Origin of the sequence: Sphingomonas canaveralia (assembly GCF_047238125.1) — a bacterium.
Taxonomy (GTDB): domain Bacteria; phylum Pseudomonadota; class Alphaproteobacteria; order Sphingomonadales; family Sphingomonadaceae; genus JBDFMH01.
The window spans coordinates 2,576,715-2,595,178 of the sequence record NZ_JBDFMH010000001.1 but is presented as its reverse complement, the minus strand read 5'-3'; the positions used below and the strand labels follow the sequence as shown (position 1 = coordinate 2,595,178).

Annotated in this window: 16 protein-coding genes and 1 tRNA gene; 5 read left to right on the top strand and 12 right to left on the bottom strand. The window is 67.9% G+C overall.

Annotated features, from left to right (window positions below; genetic code table 11):
- Positions 1–151: 151 nt before the first annotated feature.
- From ABC347_RS12980 to ABC347_RS12960, 5 genes are all read right to left on the bottom strand, one after another.
- Complete coding sequence (locus ABC347_RS12980; RefSeq protein ID WP_413246137.1) at positions 152–3,043, bottom strand: TonB-dependent receptor; 2,892 nt, start codon at positions 3,041–3,043, stop codon at positions 152–154.
- A 242-nt stretch (positions 3,044–3,285) separates the two neighbouring features.
- Positions 3,286–3,666, bottom strand: a complete 381-nt coding sequence (locus tag ABC347_RS12975) for a DUF2141 domain-containing protein (RefSeq protein WP_413246136.1) — start codon at positions 3,664–3,666, stop codon at positions 3,286–3,288.
- Positions 3,650–4,438: a sterol desaturase family protein gene (locus ABC347_RS12970; RefSeq protein WP_413246135.1), complete on the bottom strand. Its 789-nt coding sequence runs from the start codon at positions 4,436–4,438 to the stop codon at positions 3,650–3,652. Before ABC347_RS12970 ends, ABC347_RS12975 begins: the two co-directional genes overlap by 17 nt.
- A gap of 68 nt (positions 4,439–4,506) precedes the next feature.
- Positions 4,507–5,556 carry a hypothetical protein gene (locus tag ABC347_RS12965; protein WP_413246134.1) on the bottom strand — a complete coding sequence of 350 codons (1,050 nt, stop codon included), beginning with the start codon at positions 5,554–5,556 and terminating at the stop codon, positions 4,507–4,509.
- Positions 5,553–6,920: a glycosyl transferase family protein gene (locus ABC347_RS12960; RefSeq protein WP_413246133.1), complete on the bottom strand. Its 1,368-nt coding sequence runs from the start codon at positions 6,918–6,920 to the stop codon at positions 5,553–5,555. The genes ABC347_RS12965 and ABC347_RS12960 overlap by 4 nt, the downstream gene beginning before the upstream one ends.
- Positions 6,921–7,052: 132 nt before the next feature.
- On the opposite strand from ABC347_RS12960, the gene ABC347_RS12955 reads away from it, so the two are divergent.
- The 3 genes from ABC347_RS12955 to ABC347_RS12945 are packed head-to-tail and all read left to right on the top strand — an operon-like array spanning position 7,053 to position 9,227.
- Entirely contained in the window at positions 7,053–7,445 is a 393-nt protein-coding gene (locus ABC347_RS12955; protein ID WP_413246132.1) for a VOC family protein, read from the top strand.
- Entirely contained in the window at positions 7,432–7,959 is a 528-nt protein-coding gene (locus tag ABC347_RS12950) for a DNA-deoxyinosine glycosylase (RefSeq protein ID WP_413246131.1), read from the top strand. The genes ABC347_RS12955 and ABC347_RS12950 overlap by 14 nt, the downstream gene beginning before the upstream one ends.
- A gap of 32 nt (positions 7,960–7,991) precedes the next feature.
- A complete protein-coding gene (locus tag ABC347_RS12945; RefSeq protein WP_413246130.1) occupies positions 7,992–9,227 on the top strand; it encodes a hypothetical protein in 1,236 nt (411 codons plus the stop codon).
- A gap of 65 nt (positions 9,228–9,292) precedes the next feature.
- On the opposite strand, the gene ABC347_RS12940 is transcribed toward ABC347_RS12945, so the two are convergent.
- Positions 9,293–10,186, bottom strand: coding sequence for a hypothetical protein (locus ABC347_RS12940; RefSeq protein ID WP_413246129.1), 894 nt, complete (start codon positions 10,184–10,186; stop codon positions 9,293–9,295).
- A 230-nt stretch (positions 10,187–10,416) separates the two neighbouring features.
- Between ABC347_RS12940 and ABC347_RS12935 the strand changes: the two genes are divergently transcribed.
- Positions 10,417–11,241, top strand: a complete 825-nt coding sequence (locus ABC347_RS12935; protein ID WP_413247062.1) for a Rossmann-fold NAD(P)-binding domain-containing protein — start codon at positions 10,417–10,419, stop codon at positions 11,239–11,241.
- Here the strand turns inward: ABC347_RS12935 and ABC347_RS12930 are convergent.
- The 6 genes from ABC347_RS12930 to ABC347_RS12905 all read right to left on the bottom strand — a co-directional run bounded on the left by ABC347_RS12930 (position 11,166) and on the right by ABC347_RS12905 (position 16,204).
- On the bottom strand, positions 11,166–12,083 hold the full coding sequence (locus ABC347_RS12930; RefSeq protein ID WP_413246128.1) for a DMT family transporter: 918 nt from the start codon (positions 12,081–12,083) through the stop codon (positions 11,166–11,168). The genes ABC347_RS12935 and ABC347_RS12930 overlap by 76 nt on opposite strands.
- A complete protein-coding gene (locus tag ABC347_RS12925; protein WP_413246127.1) occupies positions 12,080–13,081 on the bottom strand; it encodes a threonine aldolase family protein in 1,002 nt (333 codons plus the stop codon). Before ABC347_RS12925 ends, ABC347_RS12930 begins: the two co-directional genes overlap by 4 nt.
- 52 nt (positions 13,082–13,133) lie before the next feature.
- Positions 13,134–13,331 carry a hypothetical protein gene (locus tag ABC347_RS12920; RefSeq protein ID WP_413246126.1) on the bottom strand — a complete coding sequence of 66 codons (198 nt, stop codon included), beginning with the start codon at positions 13,329–13,331 and terminating at the stop codon, positions 13,134–13,136.
- A gap of 174 nt (positions 13,332–13,505) precedes the next feature.
- A tRNA-Thr gene (locus tag ABC347_RS12915) sits at positions 13,506–13,580 on the bottom strand.
- A 210-nt stretch (positions 13,581–13,790) separates the two neighbouring features.
- Complete coding sequence (locus tag ABC347_RS12910; RefSeq protein WP_413246125.1) at positions 13,791–14,402, bottom strand: glutathione peroxidase; 612 nt, start codon at positions 14,400–14,402, stop codon at positions 13,791–13,793.
- Positions 14,402–16,204: an aminopeptidase P family protein gene (locus ABC347_RS12905; protein ID WP_413246124.1), complete on the bottom strand. Its 1,803-nt coding sequence runs from the start codon at positions 16,202–16,204 to the stop codon at positions 14,402–14,404. Before ABC347_RS12905 ends, ABC347_RS12910 begins: the two co-directional genes overlap by 1 nt.
- A 136-nt stretch (positions 16,205–16,340) precedes the next feature.
- On the opposite strand from ABC347_RS12905, the gene ABC347_RS12900 reads away from it, so the two are divergent.
- Complete coding sequence (locus tag ABC347_RS12900; protein ID WP_413246123.1) at positions 16,341–18,464, top strand: S9 family peptidase; 2,124 nt, start codon at positions 16,341–16,343, stop codon at positions 18,462–18,464.

Here is an 18,464-nt window from a genome sequence, read left to right as displayed (position 1 = left end):
GATCGCCGCGCTTGCGCAGGCTGGAGCGCGGGGGCCGTCCCTCACCTCAAGCAAAGTGGGCGGGGCCGACCACGCGTCGGCCCCGACCGGAAGGTTTCGGCCCGTTCGAGAGCCGTGGGCCCCTGCCTGCGCAGGGGCGACGTGGCCGCCTTCAGAACTTCGTTCGAACGGTGATGCCGTAGGTGCGCGGTTCGGCCAGGAAGGCGCCGAACAGCTGGGTGCCGGGGGTGCCGAACTGCTGGGTCTGCGCCAGCGAGGTGTTCGATCCCTGGATCGGCGCGTTGAACACGACCTGCTTGTAATCGACGTTGAAGATGTTCTGGCCCCAGAACTCGACGCTCCAGCGACCTTCCGCCTGGCCGAGGCCGACGCGGGCGTTGACCACCATCACGCCGCGCTGTTCCTTTTCGGTGAACAGGTCGGAGCCGGTGTTGATCTCGCTGGTGTAGCGGAAATCGGCGTAGAGCAGACCCTTGAGCTGATCGGTGATCGGCGGAGTCCAGCTGCCCGAACCGGTGACCGTGTAGAGCGACGAGTTGGACAGGCGGCCGCCGGGCAGCAGAAACAGCGCCGGCTGCAGCGAATTGCCGTTGGCCGGCTGGTAGAAATCGGGCGTGCCCGACAGATCCTTGCGATAGGTGGTATCGGCATAGGTGAAGCCGGCCGCGAACGTGACATTACGCGCCGGATACATGAACGCCTCGACCTCGACGCCCTTCGAGGTGACGCCCGAGCGGGTGTTGGCGCAGTTGGAATTGCCGACGATCAGATCCTCGTCGGTGGTGCCCAGATCATCCTTGCAGCCGCGGATATCGGTCACGAAGAAGTTGGTGCCGTTGAAGGTGTTGAGCTGGAAGCTCTTGAACATCTGATAGAAGGCGGCGACGTTCAGATCGAAGCCACGGCCATCATATTTCGCGCCGATTTCATAGGCATCGACCTTTTCCGGCTCGAACTTGAGCACGTCGAGATCGGTGGTCGACTGCAGCGTGGCCGGGTTGAACAGCGGCGCGCGATCCAGGTTGAACCCGCCCGCCTTGTAGCCGCGCGAGTAGCTGGCATAGGTCAGCAGATCGTCGGTCGGCTTGAAGCTGAGCACCGCGGTGCCGCTCCATTCGCTTTCCTTCTTGCGGCTGGAGAAATTGCCGTTGGCCGAGTTGATCACGCACGGCAGGCCCACGAACGCGGTCAGCGGCGCGGCGGCGTTCGCACCGCCGAGGCCGTTGGCCAGCGCTGCGATGAACGGGTTGAGCCCGCCATTGCCGGCCGGGTTGGCGCCGGTCGCCGCCGCCAGTGCGCGCAGCCGCTGGATGTTGGCGACATAGGCGCCGCACGGGCTGTCGGAGATCAGATCCGCATTCAGCGTCTTGCGCTCGCTCGTGTAACGCGCGCCGAGTGTCAGCGAGAGGCTGTCGGTGAACTTGATGATATTGTGCGTGAAGGCCGCGAAGTTGCGGCTCTTCTGGCGGAACGTATCATCGGCGCCAGTGCCGTTCAGCGTGATGTTGCCGGTGCCTGCCGGCCCCGCGACCGCATTCTGGATCGCGGCGATCGCGCCCGGGCGGGCGGCGGCGGGCACGGCACCCAGGAACAGCGGGTTGGAGGATAGCTGCGAGGCGACCAGCGCGCGCGTGAAGCCGTTCAGGTTGCGGAAGCCGAACAGCGGGAAGGCGGCCAGCGCCGGATTTGCAGCGGCAACGCGGCCGGCCGCGAACTGCTCGTAATCAGCGCCGTAGTGGATGTTGTCGACCAGCGTCAGCTTTTCATTGGCGTAATAGCCGCCGACCAGCCAGTCGAGCTTGTCGTCGAACGCCGAGCCCTGCAGGCGCAGTTCCTGAGTGAAGGTCTTGAACTGGGTGAAGCCCGATCCGTCGCCGGCGCGGGCGAGAATGTCGAGATTGTTGAAATCGGCATCCTGGCCGCGGACATATTTATAGTCGCGATAGGCCGTGATCGAAGTCAGCGAGGCGGCGCCCAGGTTCCAGGTCACGTCGGCAGACGCGCCCCAGTCCTTCACATCCGACCGATAGTCGCGGCCCGGGGTGATCGAAACGCGGCGCGCGAAGGTATCGTCGTTTATGACGCCGCGGCCGGATCCCGGGACCGCCGAGGTGAGCCCGCGCTGCAGCGCGGCGATCGACGAGGGCGAGAAGCGCAGCGAACCATCGGCGTTGCGGGTTACGTCCTGCCCCGGCAGGTAGCTGGCCGCGCAGCATTCCTCCTCGCGCTTGGCATAATCGCCGGTCAGCAGCACCGACAGGTCTTCCGACGGCTCGAACAGCAACTTGCCGCGCACAAGCCAGCGATCGCGATCATTGACCGAGCGGCCCGAGATCACATCGCGCAGGAAGCCGTCGCGCTTGGCGTAGACGCCGTCGATCCGATAGGCGACCGACTCGCCGATCGGGCCAGTGACGCCGGCGCCGAGGCGGTAATAGTCATAATTGCCGTAGCTGGCCTCGGCATAGCCCTCGTCCTGGAACTTCGGGCGAGCGGTGACGACGTTGATCAGGCCGGCGGAGGCATTGCGGCCGAACAGCGTGCCCTGCGGTCCGCGCAGCACTTCGATCCGCTCGACCGGGCCGAGTTCGGTGAGGCCGACGCCGGAACGGTTGCGGTAGACGCCATCGATGAAGGTCGCGACCGACGATTCGAGGCCGGCATTGTCGCCGACCGTGCCGATGCCGCGGATGCGCGCGCCGCCGGCGCCCGCTTCGGACGACGTCGACGAAACCAGCAGCGACGGAGAAACCTGGTTCAGCTGGCGAATGTCGGTTGCGCCGGTATTCTGCAGTGATTCGGCCGTGATCGCGGAGACCGCGATCGGCACGTCGCTGAGCGGGCTGGCGCGGCGGGTGGCGGTGACGAGGATTTCACCGGGATCGACATCGGCTGCGGCCGCAGCTTCAGTGGCGCTGGGCGCTGCGGCGGTCGTCGTGCCGGCTGCCCCCGAGACCGTGGACGGATCGGCAGCTTCCTGGGCAAAGGCCGGCGCAGCCAGCGCAACGAGCCCGGACGACAGCAGCCAGAACGTCTTGGACATCCCCATCTCCCCTATTTTCACGTCTTCGAGTTTTAGTTGCCGTTCACGTAAACCGTTCACGCCAGCGATGCCAGTGGCAAGCGTCCGGAAAGGCCGGAAATCCGCGGCTTTGCGGCCTTTCCGCCACAGCTGTCGTTTCGCGATCGCAGCGTTTAAGGCTGGCTGACGCTACGGCAACTGTGAAGTTGCGAACGCTGCGGCGCACTATCCGCAACGCAGGCGCGCTGGCCGTTCACCGGGCGTCAGAAGAAATATTTCATCCGGACGGTCTCACCAACCGGCTGGTTCGTGACCGGGAAGCGCGCGGCGGCAAAGCGTGGCGGGCCGAACATCAAGGTGGGGTTGCGCGAAAAGCCGACGCCTTCGCGCGGGATGCCGAGCCTGGTGTCGAGCCGGGCGTTGCCATTCTCGTCATGGATCAGCGCGATCGCGTAATTGCCGGATGCGAGCCCATCGAAATGCAGCGTCGCGGCATCGCGGGCGGCGACCGTCAACCGATGGGCGGCGGGATCGCCCTGGCAATCGGGGAAATGATCCGGCCGGGTCGTCAGGCACACCTGCACCTCGCCCTTCAGCGAGCGCAGCCCCTGGACCTGGACCGCAAGATCAGCCGCGGGGCTCATGCCCGGCAACAGCCCCACCACGATCAGCGACGCGCCGAGCCGGTTGAGCAGCTGGCGCATCGAACGGCGCGAGCCCGCGATCGGTGCCGCAGAGCAGGTCCCAGTGGCGGAAATAGAGGCCATAGTTGCACCTGTAATCGCGATGGTGGCGCTGGTGATGGCTGGCCGTGATCAGCCAACGCCCGCCCGGGCCATCCACCAGGGCCCGGGGAAACAGCTCCCAGCCCATGTGGTTGGTGACCCCCATAACGGTCATTATCGCCAGCACAATGCCCAGCGCCGCGACGTGAATCGGAATCAGGAAGACGAGTGTCGGAATGACCACAGCCCCGCTCAGCGCTTCCCAGGGGTGGAAGCTCATCGCCGCCCAGGCAGTCGGCGGGCGGCTGGCATGGTGGATGGCATGGACGCGGCGGAACAGGGCGGGCGCATGCATCCAGCGATGCGTCCAGTAGAACCAGGCATCGTGCGCCAGCAGATAGAGCAGCACAGACACCGGCAGCCACCAGAGCGGTAGCGCGGCCGCATCGCTGTAGATCCGGGTCCAGCCATGCGCCTGCCAGCCCCAGGCCACCACGCCGGCGGGGATGCCGTAGATCGCGGCCGAGGCCAGGCTCCATCCGATCTCGCACACGATCTGCGCCCGCTGCCCGGCATAGAGGCCGGGGCGCACGCGCGTGGTGGCGAAGGCGAACGCGCCCGAGACGATCAGGTAACGCACCCCAACGATCACGGTCATCGCGAGCGCGGAGAGGAGGATGGCGGCCAGCATCGCGCGCCTTGTAGCGCGATCGACGCGCGCTGTTCACCCCCCATCCTGAAGCGTGCGATGCAGACCGATCAGAAGTCGCTCGCCAGCGTCAGCGCCAGGCCCGATCCGGGGCGGGCATCGCCCGCGACGCGGAAGCGGCCTTCCAGCGCGAGCGAGGCCTGTGCAGGGCCGATCGGCAGCGCCAGCGCGGCGCGGGGGCCGATATCGAGGCGATTGGCATCGGGTTGGGCGGCACCCCAGGCGCCGCCGCCCAGGATAAGCGTGCGATCGGGCCCGACCGCCACCTTGCCGCCGCCGCGCACCGCACCATCGGCGAACAGATCGAGCGACTTCAACCCGACGACGCCGGCCTGCGCATAGCCATCGACCACGCTGCCGCGGCTGGGTTCCAGGTAGAAGCCGCCCGCGGCATAGGCCGACCAGGCATCGCGCCCGCGCGGGCCCAGCGCGATCCGTCGTTCCACCGAAAGCCGCGCTTCGGGCACGAGGTTCCAATCCAGACCGAGTGCGGCTTCGGCTGCACCCAGGTCGCGGCGCGGGCCGCTGAGCCGGGCCGCCAGCGCCAGCCGGCCCCGACGGTCGAGCCGCATCGTGGCCCGCACGCCGAACTGCGATCCCCCTAGCTGGCCACCCGGGGCGATCGCGCGCCGGGCCGCGCCCGATCGTTCGAAGATCCAGGCCGATGCGGCGAAACGGCCCGGTCCGGCGGCCGGCGCAGGGCCGATCCAGCCGTCACGCGCGGCCAGGCGATCGGTCGGCGCGGTGTCGGATGCCACCGCGCCGCGCCAGCTGGCCAGCAGCAGCAGATCATCCGATCGCGCCACATCGGGTGGCGGCGGCGGTGGGGGCATGGATGGTGGATCGATCAGGGCCGCAGGCGTCGCGCGTGCCGCGACGACGCTGCGAATTGCCGGCAGCGCGGCATCCGCCCGCTCGCCGATCACCGGTGATACGAGATCCGCCAGGATCCGCTGCGGCAGCGCGACAGCCTCTGCGATAGCCGGCGGGCCGGCGATACCGGCCGGATCGGGCAGCCCCATCGCCAGCCAGGCGCCGCGCCCGCCGGTCCATAGTGCGAGCGTCGCGATCACGAACAGCAACGGTGCGGGCGGCCTCATTCGGCCGGCACGACATCTGGGAAGCGATGCGCGGTCTTGCCCCAATCCAGCCGGCCATCGCGGCGCTGGCGACGATAGCGGCCCACCGCGCGCCACGCAGCCGCGATCAGGATCGCATTGGCGACCACCATCCGCGGGACCGAGAACAACCCCTGGCGCAACCCGTACAGCCGCGCCACCAGCGCCGCGCGCAATGCCAGCCGCCACAGCAGCAGTAGCGCATTGGCCGACAGCAGCATCTGCAGAACCGGATCGACCGGCGGCAGCGGGCCGATCACCGCCGCCAGCGCGGTCGCGGCGAAGGCGGCCCAAGCCGCACCCAGGATGATCGCGGCCAGCGGTGCGCGGCGATCGCGCGCGCGCATCCAGCGTTCGGCCAGCCCCCCCGCCCAGCCCAGCCGATCCCAGCCGGACAGCGCGATGCCGGCGATCCAGCGCGATTTCTGGGCGATCGCGGCTTCCAGCGTCGCCGGAAAATGCGCGCGGACCGCCACCAGCGGGCCACCCGGCCGGGTGCGCATGGCGACGAACGCGCCGCGCCCGCCAGCGGCGCGCAGGCGCAGGCCCAGCTCATAATCCTCGGTCAGGCTGTCGGCATCGAACGGCAGGCCGCCATTGGCATCGGCGATCCGCTGCAGGGCATCGCGCGCGATCGCGCAGCCGACCCCGGCTGACGGCAATCCCGCGCCGATCGCCTCGCGCACCACCAGCTGCTTGCCGTGCGCCTCGGCAAATTCGTCGGCATAGTGCATGGCCACCCCGGGAGTGCCGCGATCGGGCAGCGGCAGCACCGGCAGCTGGATCATCTCGAACCGGTCGATCAGTGCGGTGAAGATCGCCGGTTCGGCCGAATGGACGATATCTTCCGCGTCGTGCAGCACGATCGCGCGGACCGGCACTGCCGTGGCCGCTTCGTCCGCGGCGAGCGCCATGAACGCGCGGTTGAGCGCTTCGGCCTTGGTGGTCGGACCGGGCAGCAGGCCGGGAACCGGGCGGATGCGCGGATCGCGGGCGTGCGCGGCATCGACCGCGGCGATCGTGTCGTGATCGTTGGGATAGGTCGCCACATAGATCAGCAGATCATGCCCGGCCCAGGCCTGGCTGGCGCTGGCGAGCATCCGCCCGATCACCGCCGATTCGTCCCATGCGCCGATCAGCACCGCGATCCGCCCCGGGCACGCCGGCTGCGCCAGCGTCTCGACCGTCACGCGGGCATGGCGGCGATACACGGTCAGCCGGCGCCAAAGCCCGCGGCCCAGCCAGATCAGGTCGACGAGAAGATCGTCGAGCCCGCCGATCAGCAGGCCGACGCTTGCGAACAAGGTCAGTTCATGCGCGGCGGCCGCCAGAACGGCGATCGCCAAGCCCCCTTCCAGCACCGGTTTCCCTTCCGATTCGGAATGACATACATCCGAAATGGCATGATGCTTGGCAAGCGATGGACGTGCGCATCCATCGGGCGCAAAATCGATCCGCTGCATGAAGGAGAGAGCGTGATGCTGCTTGCCGATAGCCCGCCGATCGCATTGCTGATGACGCGCGACCGCGCGGTCGCGGAACGCTTCTACGGCGATACGCTCGGCCTGCGCCGCCTGCCCGGCGATCCGTTCGCGGCGCTGTTCGATCTGGCCGGCGTCACGCTGCGGATCACCGAAGCGCCCGATCACCGGGCATCGCCCCATCCGGTGTTGGGCTGGCAGGTGGTCGACATCGCCGCGACCGTCGCGGCGCTGGCCGAGAAGGGGGTGCGGATGACGATCTACCCCGGGATGGGCCAGGACGATGCCGGCATCTGGACCGCGCCCGACGGATCGGCGAAGGTCGCCTTCTTCGCCGATCCGGACGGCAACGGGCTCAGCCTGACCCAGGTTGGCGATGCAGGCGGCTGATCCGGATGGGCGGCCACAGGCATTCGACCCGGTCGTCGATGCCGGCACCCGGCTGCTGATCCTGGGATCGCTGCCCGGGGCGGCATCGCTGGCGGCGGGCCGTTATTACGCCCATCCACAGAATGGCTTCTGGCGGCTGGTCGGCGGGGTGATCGGGGTCGACCTGGCCGCCCGCGACTATCCGGCGCGACTGGCGGCGCTGCGGGCGCACGGCATCGGGCTGTGGGACATGATTGCCACCGCCAGTCGGCACGGCAGCCTCGATGCGGCGATCCGCGATCCCGTGATCCGGGACCTGCCCGCGATGGCGGCGCGGCTGCCGGCGCTGCGCGCGATCGCCTTCAACGGCGGCACCGCCGCGCGCGCCGGCCTGCGCCAGCTGGGCCCGCAGAGCCGGTGGCACACGCTGACCCTGCTTTCCAGCAGCCCGGCCTGCGCCCGCCCGGCCGGGTTGAAGCAGGCGGACTGGATGCGGCTGGCCGCGCATCTTGCCGCAGCGAATACAGCAGGCTAGCCCACGCCCAGGGGACGATGACTGGGGGCTGCATGCGTTGGAAATTCGGGATCGCGGCGTGGCTGGCGATCATGGGAAGCGTGTCCGTACAGGCGCAGGACGCGGCCATGCCGCCCGCCGATACGCCGGAGGAGATCGCCAAGGATGCGGCGCGCGATCTGAAGGGCAGCCGTTTCTACAACAAGCCGGGCGCCACCCGCGCGCAATATGACACCGACTGGCAGCAGTGCCGGCTGATCGCGCGTGGATCGCGGACGCCGACCGGCACGGTGCCGATGTATTACAACCCGGCCGTGGTGTCGCCGATGGCGGCCGCAATCGGTGGCGGCCTGGGCGGGCTGATCGGTGCCGCGATCGCAGAAGGCGAGCAGCGCCGCGCCAACCGTCGCGCCTGCCTGCTGATCCGCGGCTGGCGGCTGGTGGAGGTGCCGTCCGATCAGGCGGCCGGTATCGCCGCCATGACCGACGACGCGCGCAGCGCCTATTTCGACGGTATCGTGGGCGCAGCCGAGGTGAAAGGCGAGATCACCGAACGAACGAGCTTCACGCAAGTGACGGACAGCGCGCTGAGGCTGGATGCGCCGATGACGGGGCCGGGCACATTGTTCATGGGCAAGAAGGTGGACCCGGCTGCCCCGCTGGTGCTGGCGCCGGGCGAGGGCGCGGTCGTGCTGGCCTTCCGAAGGCCCGATGCGGCAAGCGCCGGGCGATCCGGCCAGATCGATTTCGCGCGCTACGACATGACGCAGCGCGACCTCTTCTATCGACCGAGGGACTGGAAGAAGCGCGGCGACACCGCGACCTATCTCGAAAGCGCGATGAGCAGGGATCGGAATGCGGCGTACGAGGTGCATGTCCGGCGAGTGACGGCAGGCGATTATGTGCTGACCGGGCGATCGGCGGGACCGATCCCCGTCGCCACCAGCTATTGTTTCGGCGCGCCGACCTTCTCCGTGGCGCCGGGCCAAATCGTCTATCTTGGTGACTTCATCCCGTTTCTGAACGTCAAGATGTCGACCGGGGCGCGGGCGACCGACCTGATCCACACCCGTCATATCGACGATGTGCGCCAGGTGCTGGCGGATCGCCAGCCCGATCTGGCCAAACGGCTGGAGCCCGCCCTGCTGCGCGACCGTGCGACCTATGCCTGCGCGGCAATCAACATGGATCGGTGGGATATCGATGGTGCCGACGACCTGGCGCCGCTGACGCCCGCACCAACGGCGGTCGATCCCGTCGCCGGAGCCTCGCAACCGGCGGCCGGCTGACGGATACTGCATAAGAAAGGGCCCGCCGGATTGCTCCGACGGGCCCATCGATCATGGCTGGTCGATCAGTTCTGATAGGCGGGGCGGAAGCCCGGCTTCGGTCCGGCCCCGCGGCCCATTGCGAACTCACCGTAGCGCGATTTCGCCTCCGGCGACGCGGTGCGGGCAGCGTCGGTCGCCACCGGCGCGCCGATCCGTTCGCGCTGATCGAAGAAACGCGCACGCTTGAGACGCGCCTTCAACGACTGCGACGGATTGTCCGCGGTCGGGCCGGCATAAGCTGCCTGTACCCGCGGGCTGAAGCGCGCGGTATCAAACCCTGCCGGCGCAGCCGATGCAGCCACCGGCGCACGCGGGGCAACATAGGCTGGCGCGGCGGCGACGGGCGCGGCCGGCTTGTCGACCACCTGAATCGTGGCGCTGTCCTCGAAGCGATCGCTTTCGACGAACTGTTCGCTGGAGCGGCGACGGCGGCCATAGGCGACTGCACCGCCAGCGATCAGCAGTGCACCGAGCCCTGCAGCACCGGCGAGCGGAGCCAGATCATTGCCTGCGTCGGCGACCGGTGCGGCGGCAGCGGCCGGCACGACGGCTGGCTCCGCATTAGCCTGGGCAACTGGCGGCGCATCGACGGCAGCGGTCGGGGCCGCGTCAGCGATGGGTGTCGGCGCCGGCATGGAAGGTGCGGCAGCCGGCGCAGTGCTCGCAGCAACAGTCGCCGAGCGAGCGGCGGGACGCGCTGCTACGGGTGCGGCGGCAACCGGAGCGACTTCTTCTACCGGTGTCGCGTCGGCCGTGCCGAGATCGACCGTGACAGCCGGGACGTTGAGCCCGTCGAGGCCGCCGCCCGTCGCAGTGGTGCGCGGGGTTGTAGTGGAGGCGACCGATGCGGCAGCCGGCGCGACAGTAGTCGCAGGCTCGGCAGCCGCTGTCACCGGCGCAGGCGGAGTGATCGTCACCGGTTCAGCCGACTGCGCGAGCAGTGGCGTCGATGACAAAGCCAGAACGGCTGCAATCGCAGCATATCCGGGACGGATCGAGCTAAATTCATGCATCATGCAGTAATAACAACGATCTCTGATCTTGGGTTCTTCAGCGCGATGAAATGCGGTAAAAGGACGATGACCGGAATATACGTGATCACACTTTCCATATTCGTCGCGGCAGTCTATCGGTTCGCCGCATGACCATGACGTCTCTTCTCTTGTTCGGGCCTGGCTATGCGGGGTCGCGGATTGCTGCGGCAGTGGCCGAGCAGGGCGGCCGGGTTGTCACCGTACGAAGCCGCGCAGACGGCCAGTCGCTCGGCATCGACGACCGCGATGCTTTGGCCGAGGCGCTGGCCCATGCGAGCCATGTCGTCTCGACCGTCCCGCCGGTCGGTGAGGTCGATCCGGTGCTGGCCCGCTATCGCGATCGGCTGGCGGGACGATGGGTCGGCTATCTGTCGTCGACTGGAGTATATGGCGATGCCGGCGGGGCCTGGGTCGATGAAAGCGCGCCCACCGATCGCGGCCGCCGCAGCGCGCGCAATGCCGCCGATGCCGATTGGCTGGCGCTGGGTGCGCATGTGTTCCGCCTGCCCGGCATCTATGGGCCGGGCCGATCCGCGCTCGATCGGGTGGCTGCGGGCCAGGCCCACCGGATCGACCTGCCCGACCAGATCTTCAGCCGCATCCATGTCGACGACATCGTATCCGGCGTTATTGCGGCGCTGGCTGGACCGGCTGGTGCCTATAATCTGGCGGACGACCTGCCCGCATCGCAGAACGACGTGGTCGAGGCGGCCTGCGCGCTGCTGGGTGTCGCACCGCCGCCGATCCTGTCGATCGAGGCGGCCGGGCTCTCCCCCCAGGCACGCTCCTTCTATGCCGAGAACCGGCGCGTGGCGAACGGCAAGGCGAAACGGCTGCTCGGCTGGAAACCGGCCTATCCGGATTACCGCGCCGGCCTGCGGGCTCTCAGCGCGATGACCAGCCCCGCCATCGTCAGCACCGCCGCCACGCCAGCCTGAGCCGACCAGCGATAGCCTTCGAACAGCGTGGACAGCGCCATCGCCAGGATCGGCACCAGCACCCCCGAATAGGCTGCGCGCGCCGGCCCGATCGCGCGGACCACACCGAAATAGAGGGTGAAGGCCAGCGCCGAGGCGGCCAGGCCGAGATAGAGCACGCCTGCGATGTAGCCGGGGCGGGGATCGATCACCGGCGGCCCCGCGCTGGCCAAGGCCCAACCGGCATTCGCGATGGCGCCAACCAGCATCGACCAGGCCAGCATCGGTGCCATCGGCAGCCGTTTCACGCGATCGGTCCCCTGCAGCACGTTGGCGACCGACGCCGACAGCACGCCGGCCAGCGTGATGGCGATGCCGTAAAGCGTTTCGTCGACGCCGGCGCCGTCGCGGGCCAGCTCCTGTTCGAACAGCAGCGCCACCCCGACGAGCGCCACCGCCGATCCGGCCATGAACGGCCGCGACAGCGACTGGCCGAGGAAGATTCGGCCGAGCACCGCGTTCGGCACGATCAGCAGGGCGAACACCACGGCCACCAGGCCCGATGTGATGTGCGCTTCCGCCCGGTAGACGAAGTTGAAGTTCAGCACGAACTGGGCGAGCCCAATCAACGCCAGCAGCGGCCAATCGCGGCGATTGAAGGCGAGCGGCTGGCGCGTGATGGCGGAGACCGCGAACATCGCGGCGCTGGCCACCACGAACCGATAGGCGACCGACCAGCTGACCGGGACCAGGCCGAGCTGATCGCGGATCACCAGCCAGGTCGATCCCCAGACCAAAGTGACGATCACGAACGGCAGCGCCACCCGCGCCGCCTGTGCGGGCGCGACCGGCGGTTCGCTCACAGCCGGGCCAGCGCCGCGGCCAGCCCTGCGATTTCCGCTTCCGGCTGATCCCAGGACACGACGAGGCGAATCTCGCCCGCTGCCCAATCATAGAAATCGAAGCCCTGCGCACGCAGCGTCGCCGCCTCGGCCGGTGTCATCCGCAGGAACAGCTCGTTCGCCTCGACCGGATGGATCAGTCGCGCGCCGGCGGCGGTGGCCAGGCGCTGCGCGCCGGCATTCGCGGCGCGGGCATTGTCCAACCAGACATCACCGTCGATCATCGCCAGCAGCTGCGCCGCGGCAAACCGGCCCTTGGACAGAAGGTGGCCGGCCCGCTTGCGCCGGCGCGGCGTGTCACGCGCCAGATCGCGGTTGAAAAAGATCAGCGCCTCCGCCGAAAGCCCGCCATTCTTGACGAAGCCGAAGCTGAGCACGTCGACCCCGGCACGCCAGGTGAGATCGGCGGGCGAGCAACCGAGGGTGGCGACTGCGTTGGCGAAGCGCGCGCCATCCATGTGCAGCCCCCAGCCCCGCGCGCGGGCAAGCGTGGCGAGTGCGGCGACGTCCGCGGGCCGATAGACGCAGCCATATTCGGTGGCGTTGGTGATCGACAGCGCATGCGGCTGCACGCGGTGGACGTCGTTCGCGATCGCATCGGCGGCGGCAGCGACTGCATCGGGGGTGAGCTTCGCGCCCGGTCCTTCGACCAGCATCAGCTTGGCACCATGGGTGTAGAATTCCGGGGCGCCGCATTCGTCATTCTGGATATGCGCATCGCGGTGGCACAGCACGCCGCCGTGCGGGGGGCAGAGCGCGGCGAGCGCCAGCGCGTTGGCGGCGGTGCCCGTCGCGATCCAGTAAGCGGTGACCTGCGTCTCGAACAATGCGCCGAACGCGGCATCCAGCCGCGCGCTCAGCGCATCGCCATCATAGGCGGTATCGACCGGATTGGCGCGCACGATCGCATCGAGCACGGCCGGGCAGGCGGAAGCGGCATTGTCTGAAAAGAAGCGCATCGCCGCGCCCTAACGCGGCCGCGGCCATCCCGCCATCATCTTCCAGTGTGCGTCAGGCCGCGGTGCGCGGCGCCCGTTCGACCAGCACCCGTTCAGCGGCGGCCTCGTCGTTCGCGCCCTGCCGACGGCGATAGGCGGCCGCCATCTCGAGATGCGCCCGGCGCGCAGCCGGGTCGACGGCCCGATCGGCCAGCGCCCGAGCGGCCAGCTCACGCTCGGCGAAATACGCCATGTCGAATTCGTTGAGCATGATGACCTCTCTATCCGCTTGCCGGGCGCAATACGCCGGAAGGTCATTATAGCGAACATTTAGGGAACTGCACAATTTGAGGCGCGATAAGGATCGTTTCGGCAACGACTTAGCGCGGATCAATCGGAGCGATTCGCGATCAACGCGCACCGGCAAGGGTGGGGATCGGGGAGATGGTGCTGCCGGTGAGGATTGAACTCACGACCTCAGCCTTACCAAGGATGCGCTCTACCACTGAGCTACGGCAGCATGTCTCGAGGCCCGGGGGCCTGCGAAGGCCGCGCCTATGGAGAAGCTTGGCCCCCCCGTCAAGGCGTTGGCGCATCGCGGCGGCAGCGCTAGACGGGGGCATGGCCGGATCGGACGACCAGCGCCAGCAACGGCTGGCAGAGGCGCTGCGCGCCAATCTGCGGCGGCGCAAGGCGCAGGCCCGCGCCGCCGATCCGGCGGACGAACCCGTCAGCCCCGCGCCGGCTTCGCCTTCAGCGCCGCCTCGATCGCAGCCCTGACAGCGGGATCGGTCGGCTCGGTACGGGTGCCGAACGCCGTGATCAGCCGGCCGTCGCGACCGATCAGATATTTGTGGAAGTTCCATTTGGGCGTCTTGTCCGGCCCCAGCTTGGCGGCCGCCCAGCGATAGATCGGCAGTGCCTTGGCGCCGACGACATCGGACTTTTCGGCCAGCGGGAACTTCACGCCCTTGGACGAGCAGAACCCGGCTATCTCCTTGTTCGAGCCATATTCCTGGCCCTTGAAGTCGCCGGATGGCACGCCGACGACGGTGAAGCCTTTCGCCTTGTAGGCATCGTGCACCGCCTGCAGACCCGCATATTGGGGTGTGAAGCCGCAGAAGCTGGCGGTGTTGACCAGCATCACCACCTGCCCGCGATACGCCTTCATCGGCATCGGCGCGCCATCGATCGCGACCAGGTTGAAGTCGAACGCGGTGCGCCGGGCGGCTTCGGCGGCGGGCATTGGCGGCGTCGGCGGCACCGCCGGCATCTGTGCATAACCCACTGCCGCCAGCAGCGCGCAGCCGCCGGCCAACCCGATCGCGATCTTGTTGTTCATCATGCGTCCCCCATCGGCGCGGTGGCCGCTTCGAGCCATGCGCGCGCATCCCCATCGAGCTGCGGACCGATCAGGCGCGCGACCTGAGCGTGGTAGTCATCCAGCCAGGCGCGCTCGTCCGCGGTCAGCAGAGCGAGGTCGACGAGCGTGCGGTCGATCGGCGCGAACGTCAATGTCTCGAAACCGAGCACCGGCTTTTCGGCACCCGGCACGTCGATCGGCACCACCAGCACCAAATTTTCGATGCGGATGCCATATTCGTGCGCCTTGTAGTAGCCGGGCTCGTTCGACAGGATCATGCCCGCCTTCAGCGGCTCGTCCCCGCCGGACTGGCTGGATCCCGCCGGCGAAATGCGCTGCGGCCCTTCATGCACCGACAGATAGGATCCGACGCCGTGGCCGGTGCCATGCGCGTAATCCAGGCCGACCTGCCACAGATACTGGCGGGCGAACCCGTCGAGCTGGGTGCCGCGCACGCCTTCTGGGAAGCGGGCGGTGGCGAGCGCGATATGGCCCTTCAGCACGCGGGTGAAGCGATCCTTCATCTCCGCGGTCGGCGTGCCGATGGCCACGGTGCGCGTCACATCGGTGGTGCCGTCCTGATACTGGCCCCCCGAATCGACCAGATAGAGCGAGTCGATCTCGATCGGCCGGTTGCTCGCCTCGTCCACCCGATAGTGGCAGATCGCGCCGTTCGGACCCGCGCCGGAAATGGTGTCGAACGACAGGTCGCGCAGCACGCCGGTCTCCTCGCGGAAGGCGCGTAGCCGGGCGGCTGCCGAAAGCTCCGTCAGCCCGCTCTTCGGCGCCTCGATCGACAGCCAGTGCAGGAAACGGCTGAGCGCGGCGCCGTCGCGGGCCTGGGCGGCCTTGTGGCCTGCTATCTCGGCATCATTCTTGATCGCCTTGGGCAGCACCGCGGGATCGCGCAGTTCGACCACCTTCGCGCCGCCCTGTTCGAGCGCCTCGAAGATCGCCGCCACCGCCCGCTCCGGATCGGCGACCACGCGCTTGCCCTTCAGCGAGGCGAGATGCGCCGGGAACGCATCGCGGGGATGCACGCGTACCGCATTGCCGAGATGCGCGATCACGTCGTCACCCACCTTGCCCGGCGCGGCGAAGAAATCGGCGGTTCCGTCGGCATTGACCACGGCATAGGCCAGCGCGACCGGCGTGCGATCGACGTCCTGGCCGCGAATGTTGAAGGTCCATGCGATCGAATCGAGCGCGGACAGAATCGCAGCGTCGGCCTTTTTTCCTGCCAGCCAGTCCGCCATCTCCTGCCGCTTCTGGGCAGACGACTTGCCGGCGACGTCGTTGGGCTGGACAACGAGCCGCGCATCCGATGGTGCGGGCCGATCCGGCCAGATCGCATCGATCGGGTTAGTGTCGACCGCGACCAGCTCCGCGCCCTTTTCCGCCAGCGCGGCGCGCGCGGTCTTCACCCAATCCTTGGTGTGCAGCCACGGATCATAGCCGATCCGCGCGCCATCGGGCGCGTTGTCCTTCAGATAGGCGGCGATGCTGGTCTGCGGCACCGACTGGTAGCTCCAGTGGCTGCCGTCGACCTGTTCGCGCACCTGCAGCGTGTAGCGGCCATCGGTGAAGATCGCGGCATCGGCGGGCAGCACGACCGCAGATCCGGCCGATCCCTCGAACCCGGTGAGCCAGGCCAAGCGCTGGGCATAGGCGCCGACATATTCGCTCATATGCTCGTCGGTCAGCGGCACGACGAAGCCATCGAGGCGGCGGCGCGCGAGTTCCTCGCGCAGCGCGGCGAGACGCGCAGCATGGGTGGACATTGATAGGGTCCTTCTATCGATCTGCCGCCCAAGATAAGCGCCCGCGATGGTCGGCGCCAGCTTCGTCGGCACGGAGAGGCAAAGGCTTCGACAAGGCGCGGCGCAGTCGGCTAGGACCGCCGCAAGGGGGACCCGCATGCCGTTTCTTCGATTGCCTTTCCTGCTGCTCCCCATCCTCTTCGCAACCGAGGCCGCCTTGTCCCAGACGCTTCCGCCGCCCCCCGTCGCCGCCCGCCAGCCGCACAGCTACGAACGCCACGGCGTCACCATCGAGGATCCCTATTTCTGGTTGAAGGACCAGGGCTATCCGAAGGTCGATGACGCCGCGGTGCTCGATTACCTCAAGGCCGAGAACGGCTATTTCGAAGCTGCGATGAAGCCGCGCGAAAAGCTCGTCGACACGCTGTTCGAGGAGATGAAGGGGCGCGTGAAGCAGGACGATGCCAGCGTGCCGCAGAAGGATGGCGACTGGCTGTACTGGTGGGCGTTCAAGCCCGGCGGCCAATATCGGATCTGGTATCGCAAGCCGGTTTCGGGCGGGGCCGAGGAGGTGATCCTGGATGAGCCGGCGGAAGCGCAGGGCAAGGAATATTTCCGGCTGCAGGTGCTGGAAGTCTCGCCCGACGGGAAGCTCGCCGCGTGGGCATCCGATGCCAATGGATCGGAACGCTTCACGCTGCGCATCCGCGACCTGGCGACGGGCAAGGACATCGAGACGGTCAGCACCGTCACCAATGGCGGCGTCGTCTGGAGCAGCGATTCGAAGTCGGTGGTGTTCACCGAAGTGAACGACAATTGGCGCACCTATCGCGCGCAGCTGCACGTGCTGGGCACCGATCCCAAGAGCGACCGCACGCTCTATGAGGAGAAGGAGGAGCTGGGCTTCAACGTCGGCGTGGGCCAGACGCAGGACCGGCAGTGGATCCTGGTCGCGACCGGCGACAACCAGACATCGGAAGTGCGGTTGGTGCCCAGCGCTAACCCGACCGCGGCATCGATCCTGGTCTCTCCGCGCAAGACGGGCCGCGAATATGCGGTCGATGCGGCGCACGGGAAGCTCTGGATCCTCACCAACGACGATCATGTGAACTTCCGGCTGGCCGAGGCCGACCCCGCCACGCCGGGTGACTGGAAGACGCTGATCCCCGGATCGGACAGCGTCTATCTGCGTGGTGTTTCCAGCTTCGCCAGGCATCTGGTGATCAGCGAGCGGGTCGACGGGCTCGATCAGATCCGGCTGCGCAGCTACGACGGCAAGGAAGAGCGGGTGCCCTTCAAGGAGGCCAGCTATTCGGCCAGCATGGGCAGCAATCCCGAATATGATCCCGATCGGTACCGGATCGGCTATTCGTCGATGGTCACGCCCGGCACCGTCTATGATTACGACCCCGCGACCGACCAGCTGACGACGCTGAAGGTGCAGGAGATCCCCTCGGGCTATGATCCGTCGCTGTACGAAACGGAGCGGCTGATGGTGACGGCGCGCGACGGCAAGAAGGTGCCCGTCTCGGTCGTCTACAAGAAGGGCTTCAGGAAGGACGGCCAGGGCAAGCTCTTGCTCTATGCCTATGGCGCCTATGGCTATGCGATCCCGCCCAGCTTCTCGACGATCCGGCTGAGCCTGCTCGACCGCGGCTATGCCTATGCGATCGCCCATATCCGCGGCGGCGACGATCTTGGCCGCAACTGGTATCTCGGCGGCAAGGCCAAGGAGCGTTGGAACACGTTCCACGATTTCGGCGATGCGGCGAAGGGGCTGATCGCGGCGAAGTTCACCAAGGCCGGCAACATCGCGATCAACGGCGGATCGGCCGGCGGCGAGCTGATGGGCGTGGTCGCCAACACCGATCCGAAGCTCTGGGGCGCAGTGGTGGCGGACGTGCCGTTCGTCGACGTGCTGAACACGATGCTGGACGACAGCCTGCCGCTGACGCCGGGTGAATGGCCCGAATGGGGCAACCCGATCAAGGACAAGGCCGCGTTCGAGCTGCTGCGATCCTATTCGCCCTACGACAATGTGACCCGCCAGGCCTATCCGCCGATGCTGATCACCGGCGGGCTGAACGATCCGCGCGTGACCTATTGGGAACCGGCGAAGTGGGCCGCCAAGCTGCGTGCCACCAAGACCGACGACAATATCCTGCTGCTCAAGACCAACATGGGCGCGGGCCATGGCGGCAAATCCGGCCGGTTCGACAATCTGCGCGAGGATGCCGAGGCCTATGCCTTCATCCTCTGGCAGCTGGGCGACGCGGACTGA

Bases quoted from the DNA above. Each gene is read 5' to 3' on its own strand.
- ABC347_RS12980 (WP_413246137.1), bottom strand. From the start codon at position 3,043: ATGTCCAAGACGTTCTGGCTGCTGTCGTCCGGGCTCGTTGCGCTGGCT.
- ABC347_RS12910 (WP_413246125.1), bottom strand. From the start codon at position 14,402: ATGAACAACAAGATCGCGATCGGGTTGGCCGGCGGCTGCGCGCTGCTG.
- ABC347_RS12905 (WP_413246124.1), bottom strand. From the start codon at position 16,204: ATGTCCACCCATGCTGCGCGTCTCGCCGCGCTGCGCGAGGAACTCGCG.
- ABC347_RS12955 (WP_413246132.1), top strand. From the start codon at position 7,053: ATGCTGCTTGCCGATAGCCCGCCGATCGCATTGCTGATGACGCGCGAC.
- ABC347_RS12920 (WP_413246126.1), bottom strand. From the start codon at position 13,331: ATGCTCAACGAATTCGACATGGCGTATTTCGCCGAGCGTGAGCTGGCC.
- ABC347_RS12975 (WP_413246136.1), bottom strand. From the start codon at position 3,666: ATGAGCCCCGCGGCTGATCTTGCGGTCCAGGTCCAGGGGCTGCGCTCG.
- ABC347_RS12900 (WP_413246123.1), top strand. From the start codon at position 16,341: ATGCCGTTTCTTCGATTGCCTTTCCTGCTGCTCCCCATCCTCTTCGCA.
- ABC347_RS12970 (WP_413246135.1), bottom strand. From the start codon at position 4,438: ATGCTGGCCGCCATCCTCCTCTCCGCGCTCGCGATGACCGTGATCGTT.
- ABC347_RS12925 (WP_413246127.1), bottom strand. From the start codon at position 13,081: ATGCGCTTCTTTTCAGACAATGCCGCTTCCGCCTGCCCGGCCGTGCTC.
- ABC347_RS12965 (WP_413246134.1), bottom strand. From the start codon at position 5,556: ATGAGGCCGCCCGCACCGTTGCTGTTCGTGATCGCGACGCTCGCACTA.
- ABC347_RS12945 (WP_413246130.1), top strand. From the start codon at position 7,992: ATGCGTTGGAAATTCGGGATCGCGGCGTGGCTGGCGATCATGGGAAGC.
- ABC347_RS12950 (WP_413246131.1), top strand. From the start codon at position 7,432: ATGCAGGCGGCTGATCCGGATGGGCGGCCACAGGCATTCGACCCGGTC.
- ABC347_RS12935 (WP_413247062.1), top strand. From the start codon at position 10,417: ATGACGTCTCTTCTCTTGTTCGGGCCTGGCTATGCGGGGTCGCGGATT.